This is a genomic window from Streptomyces sp. NBC_01294 (assembly GCF_035917235.1).
GTDB classification, from domain to species: domain Bacteria; phylum Actinomycetota; class Actinomycetes; order Streptomycetales; family Streptomycetaceae; genus Streptomyces; species Streptomyces caledonius.
This window is the reverse complement of sequence record NZ_CP108423.1, coordinates 2,777,851-2,803,486: the sequence shown is the minus strand read 5'-3', so window position 1 is coordinate 2,803,486 and position 25,636 is coordinate 2,777,851. Positions and strand designations below refer to the sequence as shown.

The following is a 25,636-nucleotide window of genomic DNA, read 5'->3' as shown; positions in this document are numbered from 1 at the left end:
GGTCGGTACCGACTTGGCCGGATGTCGGCAGATGCCGTTAGCCTGAGCGGCACGTATTCACAGTCGGGATGGGGGACGGTCGTTACGTATGGCCAGGGAATTCCAACGCGGCCACAAGGCCAAGATCAGTGATCTGACGGCGGGCACCGATCTGTACGTAGGCGTCCAGATCGCCGGGCCCGGACTCACCTTCGACATCAGCTGTTTCGGCCTCGACGCCAATGAGCAGTTGTCGGACGACCGTTACTTCGTCTTCTTCAATCAGCCGAAGTCGCCGGAAGAGTCCATTCAGCAACTCGGTGCGCAGTCGGGCGACACCGAATCCTTCCGGGTGACGCTGGATCGCATTCCGGCGTCCATCCACAAGCTGTCCTTCACCGCCACCATCGACGGCGCCGGACAGATGTCGCAGGTCGGCCCGGGTTACATCCGGATCGTCGCCGGCGGCGAAGAAGTCGTCCGGTACGCGTTCACCGGTGCGGAGTTCACCACCGAGCGGGCCGTGATGCTCGGCGACTTCTACCTCAAGGACGTGTGGCGCTTCGCCGCCGTCGGCCAGGGCTTCGACGGCGGGCTCGACGCGCTGCTGAAGAACTTCGGCGGCGAGGTCGCCGAGGAGGCGCAGCCGCAGCAGCAGGCCCCGGCCGCCGCCTCGCCCGGGTTCGGCGCGCCGCCGCAGGCGGCCGCACCGGCCCCGTCCTTCGGCGCCCCGGCTCCGGCCCCGCAGGCCCCGCAGGCACCGGCCCCCGCGCCGTCCTTCGGTGCGCCCGCGCCCGCCGCCGTGCCGCAGCCGCAGCAGTACCAGCAGCCCGCGGCTCCCGCTCCGGTGCACGCCGCGCCCACCATGGCCGCGCCGATCGCCCCGCAGGCCCCCGCGCCGTACGGCCAGCCGCCGCAGCCGCAGCAGCCCTCGTACGGCCAGGTCCCCGGTCAGGTTCCGGGACAGGTCCCCGGCCAGTACCCGGGCCAGGTCCCGCCGCCCGCCCCGGCGCCCTACGGGCAGCAGCCGGGCTACGGTCAGGTCCCCGGCCAGCCCCCGGGCCAGGTCCCGGGCCAGCAGCCCGGCTACGCGCCCCAGGCCGCGGCCCCGGCCGCCGGACTGGCCGCCGCGCTCCAGCCGTACAAGGAAGCCCCCACGGGCAGCCGCTGGACCCCGCAGAACCAGCAACTCATGCGGGTCGACCTCGCGATGGGCGGCCAGGCCGTCCTCGCACGCCAGGGCAGCATGGTGCTGTACCAGGGCAAGGTCGACTTCAGCTACAAGGGCGCGGGCTTCGCCGGACGCATCGTCGGCAACGCCACCGGCCAGGAGATGCAGCTCATGCGGTGCACCGGCCGCGGCCAGGTCTTCCTCGCCGAGGACGGCGCCCACCTGCACGCCATCGAGCTCCAGGGCGACGGAATCTGCGTCTCCGCCGAGGCCGTGCTCGCCTTCGACGAGTCGCTCCAGCACGAGATCCGCCGGATCGAGGGCCACGGCATTCCCGGCGGCGCCCTGTTCACCATGCAGTTCCAGGGCACCGGCACGGTCATCGTCAAGACGCACGGCGTCCCGGTGGTCCTGCCCGTCACCCCGACCACCTTCGCGGACAGCAACGCCATCGTCGCCTGGTCCTCCGCCGCGCAGGTGATCCTGTCCAGCCAGGTCCGGCTGCGGCGCAACGCCTACCCGGGCCACAGCGGGGAGACCGTGAACCTCCAGTTCCGCGGCGCTCCCGGCAATTTCATCGTCGTCCAGCCGTACGAGGTCTGAGGGAGCCCGACATGAACGCAATGAACCAGCAGCTCGCGGGCTTCGCCCCGACCCCCGTCACGGCCCGCATGGAGAACCACGGCCGGGCGATGCTCAAGGTCGCCATGCAGAGCGGCCAGGACCTCTTCGCCCGCACCGGCTCGATGGTCGCCTACGAGGGCTTCGTCCAGTACGAGCCCAACCCGCCGGCCGTCCGCCAGATGGCCTCGCAGTGGGCAACCGGCGAAGGCGCGCCCCTGATGAAGTGCACCGGCGACGGCCTGCTCTACCTGGCCGACTACGGCGCCGACGTCGTCGTCATCAACCTCAACAACGACTCGCTCTCGGTCAACGGCACCAACCTGCTCGCCTTCGACGCCCACCTCCAGTGGGGCGTCGAGCGGGTCAAGGGTCTCGCCAAGTTCGCCGGCCAGGGCCTGTTCAACGTGGAGATCGCGGGCACCGGCTGGGTCGCCCTGACCTCGCGCGGCACCCCGATCGTGGTCGACTGCGGCCGCGGCGAGGACGAGACGTACGTCGACCCGGACGCCCTCGTCGCCTGGTCGCCGAACCTCAAGGTCAAGGGCAAGCGCAGTTTCAAGGCCTCGTCGATGATCGGCCGGGGCAGCGGGGAGGCCTACCAGATGGCCTTCTCCGGCCAGGGCATCGTCGTAGTACAGCCCAGCGAGGACAGCACCGACCGGCTCCGGATCCGGGGCTGAGGGGGAGCGGACACATCATGCAGAGCGCACTTTTCGCCCACGCCGAGGCGCAGTCCCAGGAGCGGTACGCCATCCAGAACCCGCAGCTGCTGCGGGTCTCGCTGACCGGCTCCGACGACGTACTCGCCCGCAAGGGCGCGATGGTCGCCTACCAGGGCCTCATCGATTTCGACGGCGAGTACCAGAGCACCAGCCAGCGCAACGCCCGCCGCCGCACCGGCGAGGGCTTGGACCTCATGCGCTGTTCCGGGCAGGGCACGGTCTATCTGGCCAACCTCGCCCAGTACGTGCACGTCGTGGACGTGGACCAGGAAGGCCTCACGGTCGACAGCAGCTACGTGCTGGCCCTGGACTCCACCCTGCACACCGAGGTCATCGCGGTGGACAGCCAGTACGGGATCTCCGGTTCCGGCAAGTACCAGCTCAACATCACCGGCCGCGGCAAGGTCGCGCTGATGACCTCCGGGCAGCCGCTGATGATGCACGTGACGCCCGACAAGTACGTCAACGTCGACGCGGACGCGATCGTCGCCTGGTCGACCTCGCTGCGCGTGCAGATGCAGGCGCAGACGCACTCCAGCGGAGTCTGGCGGCGGCGCGGCAACACCGGCGAGGGCTGGGAGCTCAGCTTCCTCGGCACCGGCTTCGCGCTGGTGCAGCCCAGCGAGGTGCTGCCGCCGCAGAACGCCCAGGTCGGACAGGGCGCCGCGGCCCAGTTCGGCATGGGGCAGAACGGCGCACACGGGCAGAACCAGAACAACGCCTGGAACTGACGGTCACCTGCACGGTTTCCGGCACGGCGAAGGGGCGGCCCCGAGAGGGACCGCCCCTTCGCCGTGCCCGTGGCTCAGCCGCCGAGCCGCGCCAAGGTCGCCTCCATCAGCCGGACGACGGAGGTGTCGGCCACCGCCGCCACCTCCTCGTACGGGAACCAGCGCAGGTCCAGCGACTCCTCGCTGATCTCCGCCACCGCGTCGGCCGGAGCCAGCGCCGCGTACTGCACGTCCAGGTGCCAGTGGCACGGCGCGGGGATCGGATGCCGGTCCAGGCGCACCGGGCCGCCGGGCAGCACGCTCAGCCCCGACGCGATGCCCGACTCCTCGCGGGCCTCGCGCAGCGCCGCCGCGACCAGCGTGTCGTCGCCGGGCTCGCAGTGGCCGCCCATCTGCAGCCACAGGCCCAGCTTCTTGTGCAGGGTCAGCAGCACGCGCCGCGCCGCCGGGTCGATCACCAGCGCACTGGCGGTGACGTGCCCGGCCCGGCAGGGCTTGTAGACCCCGTCCGGGTGGGCGGCGAGGTGCTCCAGATAGGCGTCACGCAGCTCGGGCTGGTCCTCGTAGCCCTTCAGCACGAGAACCGCGTCGTCGTACAGGCTCACTTCTTCGCTTCGCCTTCGTCCGTGCCGGTGCCGGTGCCGGTGCCGTCGCCGTCGCCCGCGTCCCGCTGGTCGCGCTTCCGGGCGGCCTCGCCGAGCATCTTGTCGATCTCCGAGAAGTCCAGCTGCTCGCGGTGCACGAAGCCGTCCGGGTCGTCCAGGTCGGTGGCCGTCGGCAGCATGTCCGGGTGTTCCCACAGCCCGTCGCGGCCGTCCACACCCCGCGCGTCCGTGAGCGAGGCCCACAGCCGCGAGGCGTCGCGCAGCCGGCGCGGACGCAGCTCCAGACCGATCAGCGTCGCGAAGGTCTGCTCCGCAGGGCCGCCCGAGGCGCGCCGCCGCCGCATCGTCTCGCGCATCGCGTCCGCCGAGGTCAGCCGGGGCTTCGCGGCCTCGTGCACCACCGCGTCGACCCAGCCCTCGACCAGCGCGAGCGCCGTCTCCAGGCGGGCCAGGGCGGCCTTCTGCTCGGGGGTGTCCTGCGGCTGGAACATGCCGCCCTGCAGCGCTTCCTGCAGCTGCTCGGGGTTGGACGGGTCCAGCCGGCCGACCACGTCCTCCAGCTTCGAGGTGTCGACCGTGATGCCGCGGGCGTAGCCCTCGACCGCGCCGAACAGGTGCGAGCGCAGCCACGGCACGTGGGCGAAGAGCCGGGCGTGGGCCGCCTCGCGCAGGGCCAGGTACAGCCGCACCTCGTCCGGGGGCACGCTCAGGTCCTTGCCGAAGCTCTCGATGTTCAGCGGCAGCAGCGCGGCCTTGCCGGCCGGGCCCAGCGGCAGGCCGATGTCCGTGGAACCGACGACCTCGCCCGCGAGGGTGCCGACGGCCTGGCCGATCTGCTGGCCGAACATGGCCCCGCCCATGGAGCGCATCATCCCGAGCAGCGGGCCCGCCATGGCCTGCATCTCCTCGGGCAGGACGCTGCCCATGGCCGCACCGACCCGCTCGGCGACCGGGTCCACGAGCTCCTTCCACACCGGAAGGGTGGCCTCGACCCACTCCGCCCGGCTCCAGGCCACGGCCGTGGTGGCGCCCGAGGGCAGCGAGGTCACGCCGTCCAGCCAGTGGTCGGCGAGGCGCACGGCCTCCTCGACGGCGGACTTCTCGGCGATGCCGACGCTCGCGTCCTTCACGCCGTCCGCCGTGCCCTGGGCGACGGTCTGGCGGGCGATGTCCTTGGCCATGTCCCAGTTCACGGGACCGCCCTCGTAGCTGAGCATCTGGCCGAGCTGCTGGAAGGCCGCGCCCAGGTCGTTCGGGTTCATCGAACCGAACATCGCGGCGAACGGATTGTCCGCGCCACCGGGTCCGCCCGCACCGCCCGGCAGGCCCATGCCGGGGAACCCGAAGGGATTCGCCGGGCCGCCCTGACCGCCCTGGTTGCCCTTCTTCCTGCCTTCGTCGCCGTTGTCCGGCTCCTCCGGCGGGAGGCCGAATCCGAATGGGGTGTCGCTCACGGGTTTCCTCGGCTCGTAGGGCCGCCGGCGGGAGCCGACGGGCAATGGTCCGACAACACCACCCAGCGTAGACACCGGAGCCCGCATACGGGCTCGGTGCTCCGCCGACTCCTGGGCTGCGGCAGGATGGACATCACCTGGTGGGTACGCGTCACGGCGCGTCCCTACTGAAGACAACCGCTGGAGACGCCCGGTGAGTTCCCCAGATCCGCAGTTTCGCGCGACGCCCGACGACGAAGACCGCCCTGACCACGGTGACAGCGCCCAGAGCGTTCGCCGGCCGCGAAACCCGGCCGTGCGAGGCCCGGTGATCGCCGTGACCGGCGCCGCGTCGGGCGTCGGCGCGGCCCTGGTGAGCCGCCTGGCCGCCTCCGACGAGGTCAAGCAGGTCGTCGCCATCGACGAGCGGCGCGGGGACTGCGCGACCGCGCAGTGGCACGTCCTGGACGTACGGGACCCCGCGATCGCCGAGAAGCTGCGCGGCGCGGACGTCGTGGTCCACCTCGCCCTGGACCTCGATCTGGAGACCGACCCGGCCGCCCGTACGGCGTACAACGTGCGCGGGACCCAGACCGTCCTCACCGCGGCCGCCGCGGCGGGCGTGCACCGGGTCGTGCTCTGCACGTCGGCGATGGTCTACGGGGCCCTGCCGGACAATGACATCCCGCTGTCGGAGGACTCCGAGCTGCGGGCCACGGCCGAGGCAACCGGCGTCGGCGACCTGCTGGAGATCGAGCGCCTCGGCCGCCGGGCCCCGCGCGCGCACCCCGGCCTGAACGTCACCGTGATCCGTCCGGCGGTCCTGGTCGGCGGCACGGACACCGCACTGACCCGGTACTTCGAGTCCCCGCGCCTGCTGGTGGTGGCGGGATCCCGCCCGAAGTGGCAGTTCTGCCACGTGGAGGACCTGGTCAGCGCCCTGGAGTACGCGGCCCTGGAGAAGGTCGAGGGCGAGCTGGCCGTGGGCTGCGAGGGGTGGCTGGAGCAGGAGGAGGTCGAGGAGCTCAGCGGCATCCGCCGCATGGAGCTCCCGTCGGCGGTCGCGCTGGGCGCGGCGGCCCGGCTGCACCGGATCGGCCTGACGCCGTCCCCGGCCGGGGACCTCGCGTACACGATGCACCCGTGGGTGGTCAGCGTCAGCGGGCTGCACGCGGCGGGCTGGCGGCCGCGCTGGACGAACGAGGAGGTGCTCGCGGAGCTCCTCCAGGAGGTCGCGGGCCGTCATACGGTCGCGGGGCGCCGGCTGGGCCGCCGGGACGCCGCGACGGCCGCGGGTGCGGCGGGTGCGACGGTTGCGCTGCTGGGTGCGGCTGCGGCGGTGCGCCTGGCTCGGAAGCGGCGCGGGATCTGACCCTGCCGGGCCGGAGCACCCGGTCGCGTGCGGCGCCGTTGCCGGGGGCGCCGCCCCCGGACCCCCGCGCCTCAAACGCCGGCGGGGCTGAAATGAGCGGGGCTCCGCCCCGGACCCCGCGCCTCAAACGCCGGCGGGGCTGATTTGGTGCGGCGGGGCCGGAAGGGGTGGGGTTCGTAGGAGGGTCCCAAGGGATTGGGTGCGGCACGGGCGAATCTGCTATTTCGCCTCGTCAGCCGCTAGGGCACGATGAAGGCATGGCACCGCACTTCGATCACCCCGGCGAGCAGGCCGCGCAGGACCCGATCCGGCTGCTCCAGATCCGTGACACCCCGCTCTCGATCGACGAGGTCTTCCAGGCCGTCGGCGACGACGCGACGGGCGGCACGACGCTCTTCGTCGGCACGGTGCGCAACCACGACAGCGGGGCGGACGTCGACTCGCTCGGCTACTCCTGCCACCCGACGGCCGAGGCCGAGATGCGCCGGGTCGCCGAGCGCGTCGTGGCCAAGTACCCGGTCCGCGCCCTGGCCGCCGTGCACCGCGTGGGCGACCTGGCCGTCGGCGACCTGGCCGTCGTCGTCGCCGTCTCCTGCCCGCACCGCGGCGAGGCCTTCGAGGCCTGCCGGATGCTGATCGACGACCTCAAGCACGAGGTCCCGATCTGGAAGCACCAAACCTTCGCCGACGGCACCGAGGAGTGGGTCGGCGCCTGCTGAACCCCCGGTCGCTGTGCTCTCCCCGGATGGCGGTAACCTCGCACCCGTTCGGCCGCGCAACACGCCCTCGATTTGCGTAACCCCCCCACGGGCACGAGCGTTGAAGCCACCAACGAAACGTAGTTCGGGGTAGGGAGGCACGCCCATGGCGTCTTTGGCGTGGTTGCTGATTCCGCTGTTCGCGGCGGTCGGCGCGGGCATATGGGGCAGCTGGGCGGCACGCGACCGCACACAAGGTGACATATCCGAGCTCGCCGGCTACGCGCGGTTCCGTGAAGCCATGGCCCACGCCGATCAGACCAGGCCCAAGACCGAGGCGCACTCCGGCTCCGACGCCGTCTGAGGCGCCCGTCCCCTCCAGGCCCGCTCCCCCTCCGTGAGATTCCGCTGAGAGTTTCGCGTGCGGCGCCCGTACGGACCGGCCCCGAGGGCCGCCCGCCAGGGCCGTCCCGTACTGTCGGATCCATGCCACGCCGCACTGCGACGATGCTCGCTTCCACCCTGGTGCTGTTCGCGCTGCTCTGCGCAGGGGTGTTCATGAAGGTCCCGTACTCCGAGATGAGCCCGGGACCGACCGTGAACACGCTCGGGGATTCGCACGGCGAGCCCGTCCTGCACATCTCGGGGCGCCAGACGTACCCGACCAGCGGGCACCTCAACATGACGACGGTCCGCGTCACGGGCGCCGACTACGACATGAGCCTGGTGGAGGCCGTGTACGGCTGGGTGGCCGGCGACAACATCGTCGTGCCGCACGAGAACCTCTACCCGAACGGCAAGACGGACGCGGAATCCACCCAGGAGAACGCCGAGGAGTTCAGCCAGTCGCAGCAGAGCGCCAAGGTGGCAGCCCTGAAGCAGCTCGGCATCCCGGTCACCGCCCGGGTGATCGTCTCCTCCGTCGTGAAGTCCAGCCCCTCCGAGGGCCGGCTGCACGCCGGTGACGTGATCAAGGCCGTGGACGGCAGCCCGGTCACCGCCCCCGAGGACGTCGCCAAGCTCGTCACCAAGCACAAGCCGGGCGAACCGGTCGAGTTCACCATCGTGCCCGCCGCCGAGGCGGCCGAGGCCGCGAAGGCGAACCGCGAGCCCGCCGGCACCTCCAAGATCACGATCACCGCGGGCAAGGCGGAGGGCGACGGCCACGCCATCGTCGGCATCCGGGCGGGTACCGACCACGCCTTCCCGTTCACGATCGACATCAAGCTCGCCGACGTCGGCGGCCCGAGCGCCGGCCTGATGTTCGCCCTCGGTATCGTCGACAAGCTCACCCCGGGCGACCTGACCGGCGGCAAGTTCGTCGCGGGCACCGGCACCATCGACGACACGGGCAAGGTCGGACCCATCGGCGGCATCCAGATGAAGACCATCGGCGCCCGCCAGGCCGGGGCGGAGTACTTCCTGACGCCCGCGGACAACTGCGCCGCCGCGGCCGCCCACGTGCCCGACGGGCTGACCCTGGTGAAGGTCTCCACCATCGAGGACGCCGCGAAGTCGCTGGAGAAGATCAGCAAGGGGGACCCGGCCGGGCTGCCGCAGTGCAGCACCAAGCCCTGACCGGTCCGTCCCCCCGCTGAAGCCCTAGGAGAAGGTCGCGGCCAGGGCTTCCGCGAGCCCGGGCACCAGGCCGCCGCCGGTGAGGACCTCGGTCGAGGAGTCCTTCTCGCGCAGCCGTACGGCCGACTCGCGCGAGCCGTCGCGCAGCACGGCCACGGTGAGGCGGACCTCCTGCCGCTCCGGGTGCCCGGCGACCCACTTCGCCAGCTGCTTGTCGTTCAGCCCCTCCGGTACGGAGGCCTCCGCGGACGGCGGCAGCATCAGCCGCTCCACGGTCAGCGCGCAGCCGACGACGGCGTCCGGCCAGGCGATGGTGCCCAGGAACTTGTCGAGGGGGGTCCCGGCCGGGACCTCGTCCTGCTCGATCGGGGTCAGGGAGGACTTGCCGGCGTCGTCCTGGTCGAGGCCGAGCTGGCTCGCGAGACGCGGCTCCTGCTTCTTGAGCCGGGCGGTGTCGACCAGCGCGAACAGCCGCGCGGGCTTGTCCCAGCCGAGGCCGGCCGCGTACTCGTCGATCTCGAGACAGGCGCGGGTCAGCGGGCTGGCCGCCATGGGGGTGCCGGGGGAAGGCGAAACGTTGGACATGGGCAACATCCTGCCTCCTTTCCGCCCCATACCGGGAACTGACCGGAGCCTCAGTAAGTTGCATGAATGGGCTCTACGATCGGGGGTCCCGTTCAATACCAGACTCAGCGACTTTCGAGGTGGCCACCTTGGCTTTCCAGATGCCGGACCGCGGCGGAGGCCCTTCCGGGCCACGGATGAGAGTCGGCCGCCCGTCCCGGCGAGCCCGCACTCTCCTTATGACCTTGGGCGTGCTGGCCGTCCTGGCCATGCTCTTCATCATGTTCGCGGGGTTCTGGACGGACTGGCTCTGGTTCCGCTCCGTCAAGTACTCCACGGTCTTCACCACCACCCTGTGGACCAAGATCGGCCTCTTCGCCGTCTTCGGTCTGCTGATGACCGGTGCCGTCGGGTTCAACATCTGGCTGGCGCACCGGCTGCGGCCGCCGCTCAGCGCGATGTCGATGGAGCAGCAGAGCCTCGACCGCTACCGGATGAGCATCGCCCCTTACAAGAAGTGGCTGCTGCTGGGCATCGCCGTGCTCGTCGGCCTGATCGCGGGCGCCTCGGCGGCCGGTCAGTGGAAGACCTGGCTCATGTACGTGAACGGGGTGGCCTTCGGAACGAAGGACCCCCAGTTCAACATGGACGTGTCCTTCTACACCTTCGACCTGCCCTGGTACCGCTTCCTGCTCGGCTTCGGCTTCGCCGCGGTCGTGCTGTCGGTGATCGCCGCGGCCGTCGTGCACTACCTGTACGGCGGACTGCGCGTGACCAGCCCGGGCGCCCGGGCCACCGCCGCCGCGACCGGGCACCTGTCGGTGCTGCTCGGCCTCTTCGTCTCGCTCAAGGCGCTCGCGTACTGGCTCGACCGGTACGGGCTCGCCGTGAAGTCGAGTGATTTCAAGGCCGCCGACAACTGGACGGGCCTGCGGTACGTCGACGCCAACGCCTACCTGCCGGCGAAGACGATCCTCGTCGCCATCGCCGCGATCTGCGCCGTGCTGTTCTTCGCGACGCTGTGGCGCCGCACCTGGCAGCTGCCGGTCATCGGCTTCGGCCTGATGGTGCTCTCCGCGATCCTGATCGGCGGGCTCTACCCGGCGATCGTGCAGAAGTTCCAGGTCCAGCCGAACGAGCAGGCCAAGGAATCCCCGTACGTCCAGAAGAACATCAAGGCCACGCGCGACGCCTACGGGGTCGCCGGGTCCGAGGTGTCGGACTATCCGGGCTCCCCGCAGACGGAGGACCGCAGCAAGCTGCGGCCGGTGGCCGACTCCACGGCCAGCATCCGGCTCCTCGACCCGAACATCGTGTCGCCCGCGTTCCAGCAGCTCCAGCAGGTCAAGGGCTACTACGCCTTCCCGTCCACGCTCGCCGTGGACCGGTACAGCGGCCAGGACACGGTCATCGGGCTGCGCGAGCTGAACATCGGCGGCATCCCGAAGAACAACTGGATCAACGACCACTTCAAGTACACGCACGGCTACGGCGTGGTCGCGGCCAAGGGCACCACCGTCGGTGACCAGGGCGCCCCCGACTTCACCCAGTCCGACCTGCCCTCCAAGGGGATGTTCGGCACGGACTTCGAGCAGCGCATCTACTACGGCGAGCAGACGAAGCAGTACTCGATCGTCGGCGGGCCGCAGAAGGAGCTCGACTACTCCGACGACAAGGGCGAGAAGGAGACGAGCTACAAGGGCGACTCCGGCGTCAACCTCGACAACCCGCTCAACCGCGCCGCGTACGCGCTCTCCTTCAGCGAGCCGCAGATCCTGTACTCGGGCGCCATCGGCGAGGGCTCGCGGATCCTCTACAACCGCACGCCCAAGCAGCGCGTCGAGGCCGTCGCGCCCTGGCTGACCATCGACGGTGCGCCCTACCCGGCCGTCATCGGCAAGCGGGTCGTCTGGATCGTCGACGCCTACACGACGACCAACGGCTACCCGTACGCCTCGCGCACCACGCTGGGCCAGAGCACCGCCGACTCGCTGACCAACAGCCAGCGCGCGGTGGTGGCCCAGGAGAACCAGGTCAACTACATCCGCAACTCGGTGAAGGCCACCGTCGACGCGTACGACGGCTCGGTCAACCTGTACCAGTGGGACACCGAGGACCCGGTCCTGAAGACCTGGATGAAGGCGTTCCCGGGCACGGTGAAGTCGAAGAGCGAGATCTCCAAGCCGCTCATGGACCACCTCCGCTACCCGCAGGACCTCTTCAAGGTCCAGCGCGAGCTGCTGACCCGGTACCACGTCACCGACCCGCAGACCTTCCTCAGCGGCAGTGAGGCATGGGCGGTCCCGGACGACCCGACGACCAAGGCCGGCACGGCGGTTCCGCCGTACTACCTGTCGATGAAGATGCCGGGCCAGAAGGAGAAGGACCAGGTCTTCTCGCTCACCACGACGTTCACGCCGAACGAGCGGCCCAACCTGAGTGCCTTCATGGCGGTCAACGCCGATCCCGGGACCCCGGACTACGGCAAGATCCGCATTCTCAAGATGCCGACCAGCAAGCCGCCGGACGGCCCCGGTCAGGTCCAGAGCAAGTTCCAGTCCGAACCGAAGATCGCCGAGTCGATCCGCCTGCTGCGCGGTGGTGACTCGGAGATCGAGTACGGCAACCTGCTCGCCGTGCCGCTCGACGGCGGAATGCTCTACGTGGAGCCGGTGTACGTCCGCAGCTCCGGTCTGAAGTACCCGCTGCTGCGCAAGGTGCTCGTGACCTACGGGGGCCAGACCGCCTTCGAGGACACCCTGGAGAAGGCGCTGAACGTGGTCTTCGGGGCCGAGGCCCCGACCACGCCGGTGCCGCCGGACCAGCCGCCGGGCGAGGGCACCGTCACGCCCCCGACCAGCCAGGACCCGACGGTCAAGGCGGCCCTCGCCGACGCGCAGAAGGCCATCGAGGACGCCGAGAAGGCCCGGCAGGCCGGCGACTGGGCGGCCTTCGGCAAGGCCCAGGACGAGATCAAGGCGGCACTGAAGCGGGCGATCGAGGCGGAGGCCAAGACCACGGCACCCGCACCCGCGCCGGGCGGCTGATGATCAATGGGTAATGGCTCCGTCCCGCGTCGTGATACTGTGGTTTCACCGACGCGGGGTGGAGCAGCTCGGTAGCTCGCTGGGCTCATAACCCAGAGGTCGCAGGTTCAAATCCTGTCCCCGCTACTGAAGATGAAGGCCCGGATCCAATGGGATCCGGGCCTTCGTCATGTCCGGAGCGGACACGCGGTAGCTGAGGCGGGTGAGTTGTCGGTGGAGCGTGTTTGACTTACCCCACTGTGGGCATGTCGACAAAACGCTGTAGTGACCTCACTGGCTGCGACATACCAGGTGTACGCGGGTAGCAGGTGATGCGACGATGGGATTTATGGGGGACAGGTCAACTCTGCTGGAGACAGGGCGGTTTGTGAGGGCGGAGGCCGAGTCGGGCGCAGAGGCCCAGGGGGCGGCTCCGGTCGCCGACGCGCAGACCGCACTGACCGATGCGGACTTCTTGGACAAGCACAGCACGGAGGAGATGTTCGCCGAGACCGACCCGGCGAGCGACGCCGAGCTGGAAGCCCGCCACCGGGTGGCCGCCGACAAGGGCGACCCCGGTGCCATGAGCGTGCTCGGCGCGCTGCTGCTGCGCCGCGGCGACCTGGACGGGGCCGAGCCGTACCTGCGCGGGGCCACCGGCGAAGGGGACCGCGCCGCCGCCAACAACCTCGGCGTGCTGCTGCACCAGCGGGGTTACCCCGAAGAGGCCGCCGACTGGTGGCGGGTCGCCGCCGTGGCCGGATCCGCGCCGGCCGCGCACGCCCTGGGCCGCCACTTCCGCGAGCGCGGGGACGAGCCCGCCGCCGAGTACTGGATGCGGCAGGCGGCGGAGTCCGGCCATGCGCTGGGCGCGTACGGGCTGGCCGACCTGCTGGAGCACCGCGGGGACAAGGGTGTCGAGCGGTGGTTCCGCGCTGCCGCGGAACAGGGCCACCGCGAAGCCGCGTACCGGCTGGCGAGGCACCTGCGCAAGGGCGACCCCGCCGAGGCCGAGCAGTGGTACCGGCAGGCCGCCGCCCGCGGCCACCGCCGTGCCGCGCTGCACCTGGGCGCGCTCCTGGAGGCGCGCGGGGAGCTCAAGGAGGCCGGGCGCTGGTACCTGACGTCCGCCAAGCAGGGGGAGGCGCGCGCCGCGTGCGCGCTCGGCTTCCTGCTGCGCGATGCCGGCGACGAGGACAGCGCGGCCACGTGGTGGCACCGGGCGGCGCAGGACGGCGACGGCAACGCGGCGAACGCGCTGGGCGCGCTGCACGCCGCCCGCGGCGAGACCCAGACCGCGGAGCGCTGGTACCGGACCGCCATGGACGCGGGCGATCAAAACGGGGCGTACAACCTTGCTTTGCTGTGCGTCGCACAGGAGCGGACCGCGCAGGCCGAGCAGTGGTACCGGCGGGCGGCCTACGCCGGGCACCGTGAGGCGGCCAACGCGCTGGCCATCATGCTGCTCCAGGTCGGGGACGCGGCGGGCGCCGAGCCGTGGTTCTCGAAGGCGGCGGAGGCGGGCAGCGTCGACGCCGCGTTCAACCTCGGGATCCTCTTCGCCAGCCGGGACGAGGACCGGACGGCGCTGAAGTGGTACGAGCGGGCCGCGTCCGCCGGCCACACCGACGCGGCGCTGCAGGTCGGGATCGCGCTGGTGCGGGACGGGGAGGAGCGGGCCGCCGAGCGACACCTGCGGTGCGCGGCGGGCGGTGGCAGCGCGGAGGCGGCGTTCCGCCTGGCCGCGCTGCTGGAGTCGCTGGCTCCGCCGCCGGAGCCGGTGGCGCTGGGCGAGCCGGTGGGCGGCGCGCCGCGCACCGAGAGCGAGGAGTGGTACGAGCGGGCCGCCGAGCTGGGGCACCGCCGGGCCCAGGTGCGGGTCGGCATGCTGGCCGCCGCGCGGGGTGACCTGGCGGTCGCCGCGCGGTGGTACCGGGAGGCCGCCGAGGCCGGGTCCCGCAACGGGGCGTTCAACCTGGGGCTGCTGCTGGCCCGTGAGGGGAGCGAGCCGGAGGCCGCCCTGTGGTGGACCCGGGCGGCGGTGGCGGGGCACGGGCGTGCCGCGCTGCGGCTGGGGCTGCTCGCGGCGCGGCACGGGGACCTTGCGGAGGGGCAGAAGTGGTGCGTTCGGGCCATGGAGCTCGGGCCGGCGGAGGTTTCGGAGCGGGCGGCTCGGCTGCGGGAGGCGTTGGCGGAGGAGCTCTCGGCGTGATCCCTGGCGGGGGCTCCGCCGAGGTCCGCGGGTGCGGCGCCGTTGCCGGGGGCGCTGCCCCCGGACCCCCGCGCCTCAAACGCCGGCGGGGCTGAGAGAGCGGGGCTCCGCCCCGGACCCCGCGCCTCAAACGCCGGCGGGGCTGGATTTGGCCCGGCGAGGCTGGGGTGTGTGTGGCGAGGCTGGGTTGTGAGGGTGCGGGTCAGCGGTAGAGCCATGGCGTGGAGCGGGCGTAGACGTGGCGGAAGGCCAGGGGCATCAGTAGGTCGTTGACGCGGCGCTGCATCGTGCCCGGGGTCTTCGAGTCGCGGTTCGTCGCCGCGGCGCGGGTCATGCGCGTCACGCGCGGGCGGCGCAGGCGGGTGTACTCGGTCAGGGCCGCGCGGACGCCCGGGACCGTCGACACGCACCGCGCCAGGGCCACCGCGTCCTCGATCGCCATCGACGCGCCCTGCCCGGCGCCCACCGGGTGGGCCGCGTCGCCGATCAGTACGGTGCGGTCGTCGTGCCAGACGGGCACCTCCGCCAGCCGGTGCATCGGCATCGGGCGGTCGACGCGGGTCGCCGCGCGGATCAGGGACAGTGGCAGTTCCTCCTTGCCGTACAGCCCGGCCAGCAGGCCCCGGGTGACCTCCTCCGAGGCCGGGGGCTCCGGTGCGGGCACCTGGGCCGACCACCAGACCGTGCCGTCGGCCGCAGGGACGCAGAGGAACGCCCCGCGGAGCCCGAAGACGAAGTGGTAGGTGCCGGGGGTGAGGTGCACGCCCTCGGAGACTCCCGACACGCTGTAGAGACCCGCGTACCGCACCTGTGGCGCCGCCGGGTCCAACGCGGAGCGGGTCGCGGACCAGATGCCGTCGGCCGCCACCACCAGGTCCGCGTCCAGGTCCGCAGGGTCCACCCGCCGCCCCGTCTCGATCCGGGCCCCCGCCCGGACCGCCTCGGCGCGCAGGACCTCCACCAGCCGCCCGCGCAGCAGTGTCGTGCTGTGCAGGCCGTCCGAGGCGCGCCGGCCGCGGGGCACCTCCCCGAGGAGCTTGCCCGAGGCGGATCACATCCGCTGCAGGGCGACCGGGAACCCGGCGGCCTGGACCTCGGCGAGGCAGCCGAGCGAGTCCAGCCCGCGCAGCCCGTTGACGGCGAGGCTGAAGAACGAGCCCACCTGCCCCGCCGGGTCCTCGTACGCCTCGTGGACCGTGACCTCCGCGCCGGTCGCCCGGCGCAGGGCGATCGCGCTCGCCGCTCCGGCGACGCCGCCCCCGATGACTGACACACGCATGTCCGACCCCTCTCCCTCAATGAATCGCTGTTCGCTGAATAACTGTTCACTGAATTTTGATTCGGTGAAACTGGGTTCAGTATGATGAGGGCGCGAAGACGGCGTCAAGCGGAAACGGGGATCGCGGTGGGAGTGCGCAAGGAGCGGGCGGCCGGCACGGAGGCGGCGCTCAAGGAGGCGGCGCGGGCTCTCTTCCTGGAGCGCGGGTTCGCGCAGACGAAGATCACCGACATCACGAAGGCCGCCGGACGCTCCACCGGGTCGTTCTACGAGCACTTCGCCGGCAAGGACGAGCTGCTGAACGCGCTGCTCGCGGACATGGGGGCCCAGGTGGACGAGGCGGTCGGCGCCGGCGGGCACCCCCGTGAACACGACCTCGCCGACCCGGCGCAGCTGCGGACCCATGTGGCGGCCACGTGGAACGTCTTCCGGGACCATCTGCCCGTGGTGGTCGCGCTCTTCCAGAGGTCCATGACCGAGCCGCCCGGTTCGGGGCAGGTCTGGGGGCGGCTCCTGGAGGACACCGCGCCGCTGCGCGAGCACCTCGCGTACATGCGCGAACAGGGCCGGGAACTGCCGGGGGAGCCCGAGCTGATCGCGGCCGCGATGGGGGCGATGATCTCGATGCTCGGGTACGCCGCCATGACCGGCGGGGCCGGGCTCGACGACGGCGAAGTGGTGGACACGCTGACCGCTCTGCTGCACCGCGGACTGGCCGGTTAACCGATTTGCATCTGCCGGGGGCCTTCACGTAACGTTGGGTTTACCGACGCGGGGTGGAGCAGCTCGGTAGCTCGCTGGGCTCATAACCCAGAGGTCGCAGGTTCAAATCCTGTCCCCGCTACTGAAGCCTCAGGGCCCGGATCCCATGGATCCGGGCCCTGAGTCGTTTCCGGTTGCCAAGAGGTGAAGAGAAGGCTTCAAGAAGCAAGGGCCCGGATCCCATGGATCCGGGCCCTTCTCGTGTTCCGGGTCAGGCGCCCGCGCAGCTCGGGCAGACGCCGCGGTAGGTCACCTCGACCGCCGAGACGACGAAGCCGAAGCGCTCCGTGTCCGGCAGGTCGGCCAGCGGGTTGCCCGCCGGGTGGACGTCGCGGATCGCGCCGCACTGGGCGCAGACCAGGTGCTGGTGGGGCCGGTGGGCGTTCGGGTCGTACCGCTTGGCGCGGCGGTCCGTGGAGACTTCCAGGACCTCGCCGAGGGTGACGAGCTCGCCCAGCGTGTTGTAGACGGTCGCGCGGGAGATTTCGGGCAATTTGGCCACGGCGCGCGCGTGCACCTCATCGGCCGTCAGGTGCACGTGGTCACCGTCGAGCACCTCGGCCACGACGCGCCGCTGTGCCGTCATGCGCCAGCCGCGTCCGCGAAGTCGATCCAGCAGGTCACTCATGGGCACCAGCCTAACAGTGGGGATCCGGTGTAACTCCCGAACCGGTGTGGACTTGGATGCTTGCTTGACTTAGACAAAGTCCATCGTAGGATCGGTTACGGCAAACGCCAAGGACAGGACATGCAGGAATGACGCAGGAGGCGCACGTGACGCAGGGACCGCTCACCACGGAGGCAGGGGCGCCGGTCGCCGACAACCAGAACAGCGAGACCGCCGGCGTCGGAGGTCCCGTCCTGGTCCAGGACCAGCTCCTGCTGGAGAAGCTCGCGCACTTCAACCGCGAGCGCATCCCGGAGCGCGTGGTGCACGCCCGCGGCGCCGGTGCGTACGGCACCTTCACCCTGACCCGTGACGTCTCGCAGTGGACGCGCGCCAAGTTCCTGTCCGAGGTCGGCAAGGAGACCGAGACCTTCCTGCGCTTCTCCACCGTCGCGGGCAACCTCGGCAGCGCCGACGCCGTGCGCGACCCCCGCGGCTGGGCGCTGAAGTTCTACACCGAAGAGGGCAACTACGACCTCGTCGGCAACAACACCCCGGTGTTCTTCATCAAGGACGCCATCAAGTTCCCCGACTTCATCCACACCCAGAAGCGCGACCCGTACACGGGCTCGCAGGAGGCGGACAACGTCTGGGACTTCTGGGGTCTGTCGCCCGAGTCGACCCACCAGGTGACCTGGCTGTTCGGCGACCGCGGCATCCCGGCGTCCTACCGCCACATGAACGGCTACGGCTCGCACACGTTCCAGTGGAACAACGAGGCCGGCGAGGTCTTCTGGGTCAAGTACCACTTCAAGACCGACCAGGGCATCAAGAACCTCACCCAGGCCGAGGCCAACCGGCTCGCCGGCGAGGACCCCGACTCGCACCAGCGCGACCTGCGCGAGTCCATCGAGCGCGGCGACTTCCCGTCCTGGACCGTCCAGGTCCAGATCATGCCGGCGGCCGAGGCGGCCGAGTACCGCTTCAACCCGTTCGACCTCACCAAGGTGTGGCCGCACGAGGACTACCCGCCGATCGAGATCGGCAAGCTGGAGCTCAACCGCAACCCGGAGAACGTCTTCGCCGAGGTCGAGCAGTCGATCTTCTCCCCGGCGCACTTCGTCCCCGGCATCGGCCCCTCCCCGGACAAGATGCTCCAGGGCCGCCTCTTCGGCTACGGCGACGCCCACCGCTACCGCGTCGGCATCAACGCCGACCACCTGCCGGTGAACCGCCCGCACGCCACCGAGGCGCGCACCCACTCCCGCGACGGCCACCTGTACGACGGCCGCCACAAGGGCGCGAAGAACTACGAGCCGAACAGCTTCGGCGGGCCGCACCAGACGGACCGTCCGCTGTGGCAGCCCGTCGCGCTGACCGGCGGCACGGGCAACCACGCCGCCGCCGTGCACCGCGAGGACAACGACTTCGTCCAGGCCGGCAACCTCTACCGCCTCTACTCGGAGGACGAGAAGGCCCGTCTGGTCGAGAACCTGTCCGGCTTCATCGCCAAGGTCTCCCGTGACGACATCGTCGAGCGCGCGATCAACAACTTCCGCCAGGCGGACGGTGACTTCGGCAAGCGGCTCGAAGCCGCGGTCCAGGCCCTCCGCGGCTGATCCCCTCTGTGCGGCTGAACCGCCGCCGCTCTCGCGGAGGCGGTTGCCCGCCGTAGGGGCATCCGATTGACGGTCGCTCGCCGAATGAGGAGGGCCGGATTCCCGTCCAGGGGGTCCGGCCCTCCTCGCTGTTCAGCCGGCCAGCTGGGCCGTGCGCCGCCGGCCCGGTACCCAGCAGCGGATCACGTCGCGCACGGACACGATGCCCACCGGCCCGCCGTGCTCCAGCACGATCAGGTGCCGGAAGCCGCCGTGGACCATCGCCTCGGCGGCTTCCTGCACGGTGGCGTCGGGGGTACAGAACACGACGTTGTTGGTGGTGTGCGCGCCCACGGACTCCCGGTCGGGATCGTGGCCCGCGCCGATCGAGTTGAGGATGTCACGCTCGGTCAGGATGCCGATTCCGCTGTGCTCGGGGTCGAGGACGACGGCCGCGCCGACGCGCCGGCCGGACATCAGGCAGGCCGCCTGCCGGAGGGTGTGTGCGGGTCCGAGGGTGAGGATCACGGTGCTCATTGCGTCACGGACGAGCATGAAGAGAGCCACCTCCTGGGGTGAGCCCCCCGCTTGGGTGGGTGTACTCGTGAAGTCGCCACTAGAGAAACGCTTCACAAGCGCACAAGCGTGGGGAGTTTTAGATTCCCACGGATACGGGGGGCCAACAAGGAGGCGCGTAGGGAGCGCGTTCGGCGCGCGAGGGCGTCAGGCGCGCGGGCGCAGCAGGCCGAGCATCTCCTCGTGGAGCAGTCCGTTCGACGCCGCCGCGTTCCCGCCGTGCACGCCGTCCACCCCGTCCAGGCTGGTGAAGCGGCCGCCCGCCTCCTGGACCACCACCGCGATGGCGGCCATGTCCCACAGGTTCAACTCCGGCTCGGCGCACAGGTCCAGCGAGCCCTCCGCGACCATCATGTACGGCCAGAAGTCGCCGTAGCCGCGGGTGCGCCAGCAGGCGCGGGTCAGGTCCAGGAACCCGGGGAGCCGGCCCTGCTCCTCCCAGCCGCTCAGCGAGGAGTACGCGAACGAGGCGTCGCCCAGCCCGCCCACCTTCGACACGCCGATCGCGGTGGTCTCGCCGAGCGCCCCGCCCGCGTACGCGCCCGCGCCCTGCGCCGCCCACCAGCGCCGGCCCAGCGCCGGCGCGGACACCACGCCGACCACCGGGCGGAAGACGCCGTCGGCGCCCTCGGCCATCAGGGAGATCAGGGTCGCCCAGACGGGGACCCCGCGCACGTAGTTCTTCGTACCGTCGATCGGGTCCACGACCCAGCGGCGCGGGCCGCTGCCCTGCAGGCCGTACTCCTCGCCCAGGACCGCGTCGTCGGGCCGCGCGGCCGCGATCCCGGCCCGGATGATCTCCTCGGCGGCCTGGTCCGCCTCGCTCACCGGGGTCATGTCCGGCTTCGTCTCGACCTTCAGGTCGAGGGCGCGGAACCGCTCCATCGTGGCGGCGTCCGCCGCGTCGGCGAGCTCAAGGGCAAGGCGCAGGTCATCGTCATACTCGGGCATGTCCGAACAGTATCGAGACTCCCGGACCCCGACCAATGAGGTCCACAGTGCGGCCGGACGTGCCCCTTGACAGGGGAGGCGCCCTTGACAGGATCTGTCGCCCCGTCAACTCTGGCCGGAGAGCCGAGCGGGGAGGCGAAGATGCCGGCAGCCCGGGATTCCTTGCTGGAGGCGGCGGGAGCGGCCCTCTCGGCCCGCCCCTGGCCGTCCGTGCGGATGGTCGACGTGGCCGCCGCCGCCGGGGTCTCCCGGCAGACCCTCTACAACGAGTTCGGCGGCAAGGCGGGCCTGGGCCGCGCCCTGGTCCGGCGCGAGGCCGACCGCTACCTCGACGGGGTGGACCGGGCCCTGTCCACCCCGGCCCAGGCCGCCGAGCGGCTCGCCGCGGTCGCGGAGTGGACCGTACGGGCGGCCCGCGCGCATCCCCTCGTACGGGCCCTGCTCACCGGCAGCTGGGACGCGGGGCTGCCGGCCGCGGGCCGGCGGGCGCCGGGGCCCGGTGAGCTGGCCCGCGCCGTCCGCGACCGGGCGGCCGCCGCGCTCGCGCCGGGGGAGGGCCCGCAGCGGTGCGAACTCGCCGTCCGCCTCGCCCTCTCCTACGTGATCGCCCCGGGGGAGGAGCCGGGGCCGGGCGAGCTGCGCAGGCTCCTCAGTGCGCCGAACCGGACAGCTGGAGCCCGATGACCCCCAGGATGACCAGGGAGATCGAGACGAGCTTGAGGGTGGAGACCAGGTCGCCGAGGAAGACCATGCCGTAGATCGCCGTCCCGGCCGCACCGATGCCCGTCCACACCGCGTACGCCGGGCCGACGTCGAGCTTCTTGAGCGCCAGCGTCAGCAGACCGAAGCTGCCGAGCGCGAAGCACGCGAAGGCGACGGTCGGCCACAGCCGGGTGAATCCGTGGGAGAGCTTGAGGCAGACCGCGAAACCGGTCTCCAGGAGTCCCGCGACCACGACCAGCAGCCACGCCATGTCGAATGCCTCCCCGCGTCACGTGACGTCACGTCACTTGGTGCGATTATGCATTTATCCAGACAGGGCCACCGACAAACGCGGCCGGGCCCCGCAGAACGATCAGTCGCCTTCGCGCCGTTCCCGCGTCTCCAGCAGCCGTCGCAGCGAATACAGCCGCGCCGGGTCGGCGTGGCCGTCCTCCACCCACTTGTCGAGCGCGCAGTCCGGCTCGTCGTGGCTGCACGCGCGCGGGCACTCCTCCGTACCCGGCACCAGGTCCGGGAAGGCCAGGATCACCCGGGACGGGTCCACGTGGTGCAGGCCGAAGGAGCGCACGCCCGGGGTGTCGATGACCCAGCCCTCCATCCCCGGCAGGGGCAGGGCCAGCGCCGAGGTGGTGGTGTGCCGTCCGCGTCCGGTGACCGCGTTGACCACACCGGTCGCCCGCTTGCGGTCCGGCGCCACCAGGGAGTTGACCAGGGTGGTCTTGCCGACGCCCGAGTGCCCGACGAAGGCGGTGATCCGGCCCTCCAGGCGCTCGCGCACCTTGGCGGCCGCGTCGCCCGTGGCGAGCTCCTCGCGATTGGTCACCACGTAGTTCACGCCGAGCGTCGAGTAGATCTCCAGGATCTTGTCCGCGGAGGTCAGGTCGGACTTCGTGAGCACCAGCAGCGGCTCCAGCCCGGCGTCGTACGCCGCCACCAGGCAGCGGTCGATCATCCGGGGCCGCGGCTCCGGGTCGGCCAGGGCCGTGACGATGGCCAGCTGGTCCGCGTTGGCGACGACCACCCGCTCGTACGGGTCGTCGTCGTCGGCGGTGCGCCGCAGGACGGACTTGCGCTCCTCGATCCGCACGATCCGCGCCAGGGTGTCCTTCTTGCCGGACAGGTCGCCGACGATCCAGACCCGGTCGCCGACCACCGCCGCCTTGCGGCCCAGTTCCCTGGACTTCATCGCGTGGACCGTGCGGTTCTCGATCAGGCAGGTCAGCCTGCCGCGGTCGACCGTCAGGACGAAGCCCTCCGAGGCGTCCTCGTGCTTGGGCCGGATGCTCGTGCGTGGCCGGTTGCCCTTGGGGTTCGGGCGCTGGCGGATGTCGTCCTCGTCGGTGTGCTTGCCGTACCTGCGCATGACGTGCCCTACGCTCCCGCACCCGCTCCGGGCGTCCCGGAGCCACCGGCGTCCCCGGCGAGCATGTCCGTCCACATCTGCGGGAAGTCCGGCAGGGTCTTCGCGGTCGTCGCCACGTTCTCGATCTGCACGCCCTCCACCGCCAGGCCGATCACCGCGCCCGCGGTGGCCATCCGGTGGTCGTCGTACGTGTGGAACACGCCGCCGTGCATCCGGCGCGGCCGGATGCGCAGGCCGTCCTCGGTCTCGGTGACGTCGCCGCCGAGCGCGTTGATCTCCTTGGTCAGCGCGGCCAGCCGGTCCGTCTCGTGCAGCCGCAGGTGCGCGACACCGCGCAGCACCGACTCCGAGTCGGCCAGCGCGGCCACCGCCGCGATGCCCGGGGTGAGCTCGCCGACCTCGCCCAGGTCCACGTCGATGCCGTGGATCTTGCCGGTGCCGGTGAAGACCAGGCCCGCGTCGGTCAGCTCGCAGGAGCCGCCCATCTCGGTGAAGATCCGGCGCAGCGCGTCACCGGGCTGCGTGGTGCGGCGCGGCCAGTCGGGGATGGTGACCGTGCCGCCGGTGATCAGGGCCGCGGCCAGGAACGGCTGGGCGTTGGAGAGGTCCGGCTCCACGACCATGTCGCGGCCCAGCAGGGCACCGGGGGAGACCCGCCACACGTTCTTCTCGCCGCCGGCCTCGGGGGTGTCGACCTGGGCGCCCGCCGCGCGCAGCATCTCCACCGTCATCCGGATGTGCGGCATCGACGGCAGGTTGGTGCCGACGTGCCGGACCTCGACGCCCTGGTTGAAGCGCGGGGCGGAGAGCAGCAGCGCGGAGACGAACTGCGAGGAGTTGGTCGCGTCGATCTCGACCGTGCCGCCCTCCAGGGCCCCGCCGCCCTGGACGGTCAGGGGCAGCGCGCCCCGGCCGTCGTCGTCGATCCGGGCGCCGAGCGTGCGCAGGGCGCTGATGACCTGGCCGAGCGGGCGCTCGTAGGAGCGCGGGTCGCCGTCGAAGCGGATGTCCCCGTCGGCGAGGGTGGCGACGGGCGGCAGGAAGCGCATGACCGTGCCGGCGTTGCCGACGTCCACGGTCGTCGGTCCGTGCAGGGCCGCCGGGATGATCCGCCAGGCCTCGCCGCTCTCGCCGTCGCCGGCGGAGCTGGACGAGACGGTCTCCTCGATGCCGACGCCCATCGCGCGCAGCGCGTCGGACATCAGCTGGGAGTCGCGCGAGCGCAGCGGCCGGCGCACCCAGCCGGGCTCGGCGGCGAGCGCGGCGAGGACGAGGGCCCGGTTGGTGACCGATTTGGACCCCGGCACCGTGACGGTGGCGTGGACGGTCCCATCGGCGAGAGGTGCGGGCCAGAGGGCAGGGAGCGCGGGGGTCTCGGTCATGGCCCCCACTTTAGTGGCTTCGCCCGGACGCAGATCTTGATCGCTGTCCGGTCTCAGAGGGTGGTCAGAGGCCGAGCAGCCAGCGGCCGCCGCCGACCAGCGAGCACAGCGCGACGACGTGGAAGAAGAGCAGCCACACGACGGGGTGCAAGTGAGTGAGCCGGCCCAGCTGGTCGGCGTCGGAATCCGGTGCTCCGCCGTTCCTGCGCTTGGCCCCCAGCTCGAAGACCGGCCGGACACCGCCGAGCACCAGGAACCACACCACCAGGTACGCGAAGGCGGCCTGCACCTCGGCCGGGGCCAGCCAGGACACCAGCAGGAAGGTCCCGCCGGTCAGCACCACGGTCAGCGCCCCGTAGGCGTTCCGGATCATCACCAGCATCACGACCAGCAGGGCGGTGGCCGCCCACAGGAGCAGCGTGATCCGGTGCGCGGACAGCAGCGCCGCCCCGCCGAGCCCGAGCAGCGAGGGGGCCGTGTACCCGCCGGCGGCGGTCAGGATCATCCCGAGCCCGGTCGGCTTGCCGCGGCTGACGGTGACCCCGCTCGTGTCGGAGTGCAGCCGTATCCCGCTCAGCCGCCGCCCGGTCAGCAGCGCCAGCAGGCCGTGCCCGCCCTCGTGCGCGATGGTGATGGCGTTGCGCGACAGCCGCCACAGCGGGCGGGGTCCCACGGCGGCCAGCGCGACCACGCCGGTCACGATCACCAGCCACAGGTCGGGCGCGGTCTGTATGCCCGTGAGCCGGTCCCACAGGCCGGCCGTCGTGCTGCTGTCCATGAGTGGCGGACTCCTTGCGGTGGTGTTCCGGGGGCACCTCCCAGCGGTGGCTGGGGGGCGACATGGCAGTGTGACAGCCATGTGCGGACGGTATGCGGCGAGTCGTGGGCCCGAGGACCTCGTGGAGGCCTTCGGCATCGAGAAGTGGGAGCCGGAGGAGACCCTGGCCCCCGACTGGAACGTGGCGCCGACGAAGGAGGTCCACGTCGTCCTCGACCGTCCTCTGAAGGACGCTTCGCACTCCCGTCCGGTTCGCCAGCTGCGCACCCTGAAATGGGGCCTGGTCCCCTCCTGGGCCAAGGACCCCGACGGCGCCGCCCGGATGATCAACGCCCGGTCCGAGACCCTGCACGAGAAGCCGTCCTTCCGCCGCCCCTTCGCGCAGCGCCGCTGCATCGTCCCCGCCGACGGCTACTACGAGTGGGTCACCGCCCACGACGAGCGGCAGCTGGAGGTGGAGGGGAAGAAGAAGCGGGCCCGCAAGCAGCCCTACTTCGTACAGCCCTCCGACGGCTCCGTCTTCGCCATGGCCGGGATATACGAGTTCTGGCGCGACCGGACCCTGCCCGACGAGCACCCGCTCGCCTGGTGGGTCACCTGCTCCGTGATCACCACCGAGGCCGAGACCGGACCGCTGGGCGTGGCCCCGGCCGAGGGGCCGCGCTCGCTCGCCGAGATCCACCCGCGGATGCCGCTGATGCTGACCCCGGACCGCTGGGACGCCTGGCTGGATCCCGCGAACACCGACACCGAGGGCTCGCTGCGGGAGCTGCTGGCGCCGCCTCCGGGCGGGCTGATGCGGGCCTACCCGGTGTCCACCGCCGTGAGCAACGTGCGCAACAACGGGCCGGAGCTGCTGGCGGAGCTGGTCGCGCCAGAAGAGGGCACGCTGTTCTGACCCG

At 71.5% G+C, this 25,636-nt stretch carries 25 protein-coding genes and 2 tRNA genes; 15 read left to right on the top strand and 12 right to left on the bottom strand.

Features of this window, described 5'->3' with window-relative positions; all coding sequences use genetic code 11:
• Positions 1-88: 88 nt before the first annotated feature.
• The 3 genes from OG534_RS12315 to OG534_RS12305 are packed head-to-tail and all read left to right on the top strand — an operon-like array spanning position 89 to position 3,227.
• On the top strand, positions 89-1,753 hold the full coding sequence (locus OG534_RS12315; RefSeq protein WP_326588127.1) for a TerD family protein: 1,665 nt from the start codon (positions 89-91) through the stop codon (positions 1,751-1,753).
• 20 nt (positions 1,754-1,773) lie between these two features.
• Positions 1,774-2,454 (top strand): AIM24 family protein, encoded by a 681-nt coding sequence (locus OG534_RS12310; RefSeq protein WP_326593569.1) that lies wholly within the window; start codon positions 1,774-1,776, stop codon positions 2,452-2,454.
• 17 nt (positions 2,455-2,471) lie between these two features.
• The gene (locus OG534_RS12305; RefSeq protein WP_326588126.1) at positions 2,472-3,227 is read left to right on the top strand and encodes an AIM24 family protein; all 756 of its coding nucleotides are present in this window, start codon (positions 2,472-2,474) and stop codon (positions 3,225-3,227) included.
• Between the two features lie 74 nt (positions 3,228-3,301).
• Here OG534_RS12305 and OG534_RS12300 read toward each other — a convergent pair whose 3' ends face one another.
• Complete coding sequence (locus OG534_RS12300) at positions 3,302-3,832, bottom strand: NUDIX hydrolase (protein ID WP_326588125.1); 531 nt, start codon at positions 3,830-3,832, stop codon at positions 3,302-3,304.
• Complete coding sequence (locus OG534_RS12295; protein WP_326588124.1) at positions 3,829-5,286, bottom strand: zinc-dependent metalloprotease; 1,458 nt, start codon at positions 5,284-5,286, stop codon at positions 3,829-3,831. The genes OG534_RS12300 and OG534_RS12295 overlap by 4 nt, the downstream gene beginning before the upstream one ends.
• A 193-nt stretch (positions 5,287-5,479) precedes the next feature.
• On the opposite strand from OG534_RS12295, the gene OG534_RS12290 reads away from it, so the two are divergent.
• The 4 genes from OG534_RS12290 (at position 5,480) to OG534_RS12275 (ending at position 8,913) form a co-directional block, all read left to right on the top strand.
• Positions 5,480-6,637, top strand: a complete 1,158-nt coding sequence (locus OG534_RS12290; protein WP_326588123.1) for an SDR family oxidoreductase — start codon at positions 5,480-5,482, stop codon at positions 6,635-6,637.
• A gap of 257 nt (positions 6,638-6,894) precedes the next feature.
• Positions 6,895-7,356: a molybdenum cofactor biosynthesis protein MoaE gene (locus OG534_RS12285; RefSeq protein ID WP_326588122.1), complete on the top strand. Its 462-nt coding sequence runs from the start codon at positions 6,895-6,897 to the stop codon at positions 7,354-7,356.
• Positions 7,357-7,501: 145 nt separating this feature from the next.
• Positions 7,502-7,699: a hypothetical protein gene (locus OG534_RS12280; RefSeq protein WP_326588121.1), complete on the top strand. Its 198-nt coding sequence runs from the start codon at positions 7,502-7,504 to the stop codon at positions 7,697-7,699.
• A 122-nt stretch (positions 7,700-7,821) separates the two neighbouring features.
• On the top strand, positions 7,822-8,913 hold the full coding sequence (locus OG534_RS12275; RefSeq protein WP_326588120.1) for a YlbL family protein: 1,092 nt from the start codon (positions 7,822-7,824) through the stop codon (positions 8,911-8,913).
• Between the two features lie 24 nt (positions 8,914-8,937).
• On the opposite strand, the gene OG534_RS12270 is transcribed toward OG534_RS12275, so the two are convergent.
• Positions 8,938-9,507 carry a PPA1309 family protein gene (locus OG534_RS12270; RefSeq protein WP_326588119.1) on the bottom strand — a complete coding sequence of 190 codons (570 nt, stop codon included), beginning with the start codon at positions 9,505-9,507 and terminating at the stop codon, positions 8,938-8,940.
• A 131-nt stretch (positions 9,508-9,638) separates the two neighbouring features.
• Here OG534_RS12270 and OG534_RS12265 point away from each other — a divergent pair, with 131 nt between their 5' ends.
• From OG534_RS12265 to OG534_RS12255, 3 genes are all read left to right on the top strand, one after another.
• A complete protein-coding gene (locus OG534_RS12265) occupies positions 9,639-12,524 on the top strand; it encodes a UPF0182 family membrane protein (RefSeq protein ID WP_326593568.1) in 2,886 nt (961 codons plus the stop codon).
• A gap of 52 nt (positions 12,525-12,576) precedes the next feature.
• Positions 12,577-12,650: transfer RNA gene (locus OG534_RS12260), tRNA-Met, on the top strand.
• A 202-nt stretch (positions 12,651-12,852) separates the two neighbouring features.
• Entirely contained in the window at positions 12,853-14,715 is a 1,863-nt protein-coding gene (locus OG534_RS12255; RefSeq protein ID WP_435813571.1) for a tetratricopeptide repeat protein, read from the top strand.
• A 202-nt stretch (positions 14,716-14,917) separates the two neighbouring features.
• Here the strand turns inward: OG534_RS12255 and OG534_RS12250 are convergent, their stop codons facing one another.
• Together OG534_RS12250 and OG534_RS12245 are read right to left on the bottom strand one after the other, a co-directional pair.
• Positions 14,918-15,739: an NAD(P)/FAD-dependent oxidoreductase gene (locus OG534_RS12250; RefSeq protein WP_326588117.1), complete on the bottom strand. Its 822-nt coding sequence runs from the start codon at positions 15,737-15,739 to the stop codon at positions 14,918-14,920.
• A 27-nt stretch (positions 15,740-15,766) separates the two neighbouring features.
• Entirely contained in the window at positions 15,767-15,994 is a 228-nt protein-coding gene (locus OG534_RS12245) for an FAD-dependent oxidoreductase (protein ID WP_326588116.1), read from the bottom strand.
• Positions 15,995-16,120: 126 nt separating this feature from the next.
• Between OG534_RS12245 and OG534_RS12240 the strand changes: the two genes are divergently transcribed.
• Positions 16,121-16,717, top strand: a complete 597-nt coding sequence (locus OG534_RS12240; protein ID WP_326588115.1) for a TetR/AcrR family transcriptional regulator — start codon at positions 16,121-16,123, stop codon at positions 16,715-16,717.
• 47 nt (positions 16,718-16,764) lie between these two features.
• Positions 16,765-16,838: transfer RNA gene (locus tag OG534_RS12235), tRNA-Met, on the top strand.
• Positions 16,839-16,967: 129 nt separating this feature from the next.
• Here OG534_RS12235 and OG534_RS12230 read toward each other — a convergent pair.
• A complete protein-coding gene (locus tag OG534_RS12230; RefSeq protein WP_326588114.1) occupies positions 16,968-17,384 on the bottom strand; it encodes a Fur family transcriptional regulator in 417 nt (138 codons plus the stop codon).
• A 128-nt stretch (positions 17,385-17,512) separates the two neighbouring features.
• Between OG534_RS12230 and OG534_RS12225 the strand changes: the two genes are divergently transcribed.
• The gene (locus OG534_RS12225; protein WP_326588113.1) at positions 17,513-18,982 is read left to right on the top strand and encodes a catalase; all 1,470 of its coding nucleotides are present in this window, start codon (positions 17,513-17,515) and stop codon (positions 18,980-18,982) included.
• A 132-nt stretch (positions 18,983-19,114) separates the two neighbouring features.
• Here the strand turns inward: OG534_RS12225 and OG534_RS12220 are convergent, their stop codons facing one another.
• Complete coding sequence (locus OG534_RS12220; protein ID WP_326588112.1) at positions 19,115-19,516, bottom strand: CBS domain-containing protein; 402 nt, start codon at positions 19,514-19,516, stop codon at positions 19,115-19,117.
• A 168-nt stretch (positions 19,517-19,684) separates the two neighbouring features.
• The gene (hisN, locus tag OG534_RS12215) at positions 19,685-20,488 is read right to left on the bottom strand and encodes a histidinol-phosphatase (protein ID WP_326588111.1); all 804 of its coding nucleotides are present in this window, start codon (positions 20,486-20,488) and stop codon (positions 19,685-19,687) included.
• A gap of 141 nt (positions 20,489-20,629) precedes the next feature.
• Between hisN and OG534_RS12210 the strand changes: the two genes are divergently transcribed.
• A complete protein-coding gene (locus tag OG534_RS12210; protein ID WP_326588110.1) occupies positions 20,630-21,172 on the top strand; it encodes a TetR/AcrR family transcriptional regulator in 543 nt (180 codons plus the stop codon).
• On the opposite strand, the gene OG534_RS12205 is transcribed toward OG534_RS12210, so the two are convergent.
• From OG534_RS12205 to OG534_RS12190, 4 genes are all read right to left on the bottom strand, one after another.
• Positions 21,138-21,461: a DMT family transporter gene (locus OG534_RS12205; RefSeq protein WP_030011402.1), complete on the bottom strand. Its 324-nt coding sequence runs from the start codon at positions 21,459-21,461 to the stop codon at positions 21,138-21,140. The genes OG534_RS12210 and OG534_RS12205 overlap by 35 nt on opposite strands.
• 102 nt (positions 21,462-21,563) lie before the next feature.
• A complete protein-coding gene (gene rsgA / locus OG534_RS12200) occupies positions 21,564-22,574 on the bottom strand; it encodes a ribosome small subunit-dependent GTPase A (protein ID WP_326588109.1) in 1,011 nt (336 codons plus the stop codon).
• 8 nt (positions 22,575-22,582) lie between these two features.
• Positions 22,583-23,956, bottom strand: coding sequence for a 3-phosphoshikimate 1-carboxyvinyltransferase (aroA, locus tag OG534_RS12195; protein WP_326588108.1), 1,374 nt, complete (start codon positions 23,954-23,956; stop codon positions 22,583-22,585).
• A gap of 64 nt (positions 23,957-24,020) precedes the next feature.
• Positions 24,021-24,734: a M50 family metallopeptidase gene (locus tag OG534_RS12190; protein WP_326588107.1), complete on the bottom strand. Its 714-nt coding sequence runs from the start codon at positions 24,732-24,734 to the stop codon at positions 24,021-24,023.
• 79 nt (positions 24,735-24,813) lie between these two features.
• On the opposite strand from OG534_RS12190, the gene OG534_RS12185 reads away from it, so the two are divergent.
• On the top strand, positions 24,814-25,632 hold the full coding sequence (locus OG534_RS12185; RefSeq protein ID WP_326588106.1) for an SOS response-associated peptidase: 819 nt from the start codon (positions 24,814-24,816) through the stop codon (positions 25,630-25,632).
• Positions 25,633-25,636: the final 4 nt, after the last annotated feature.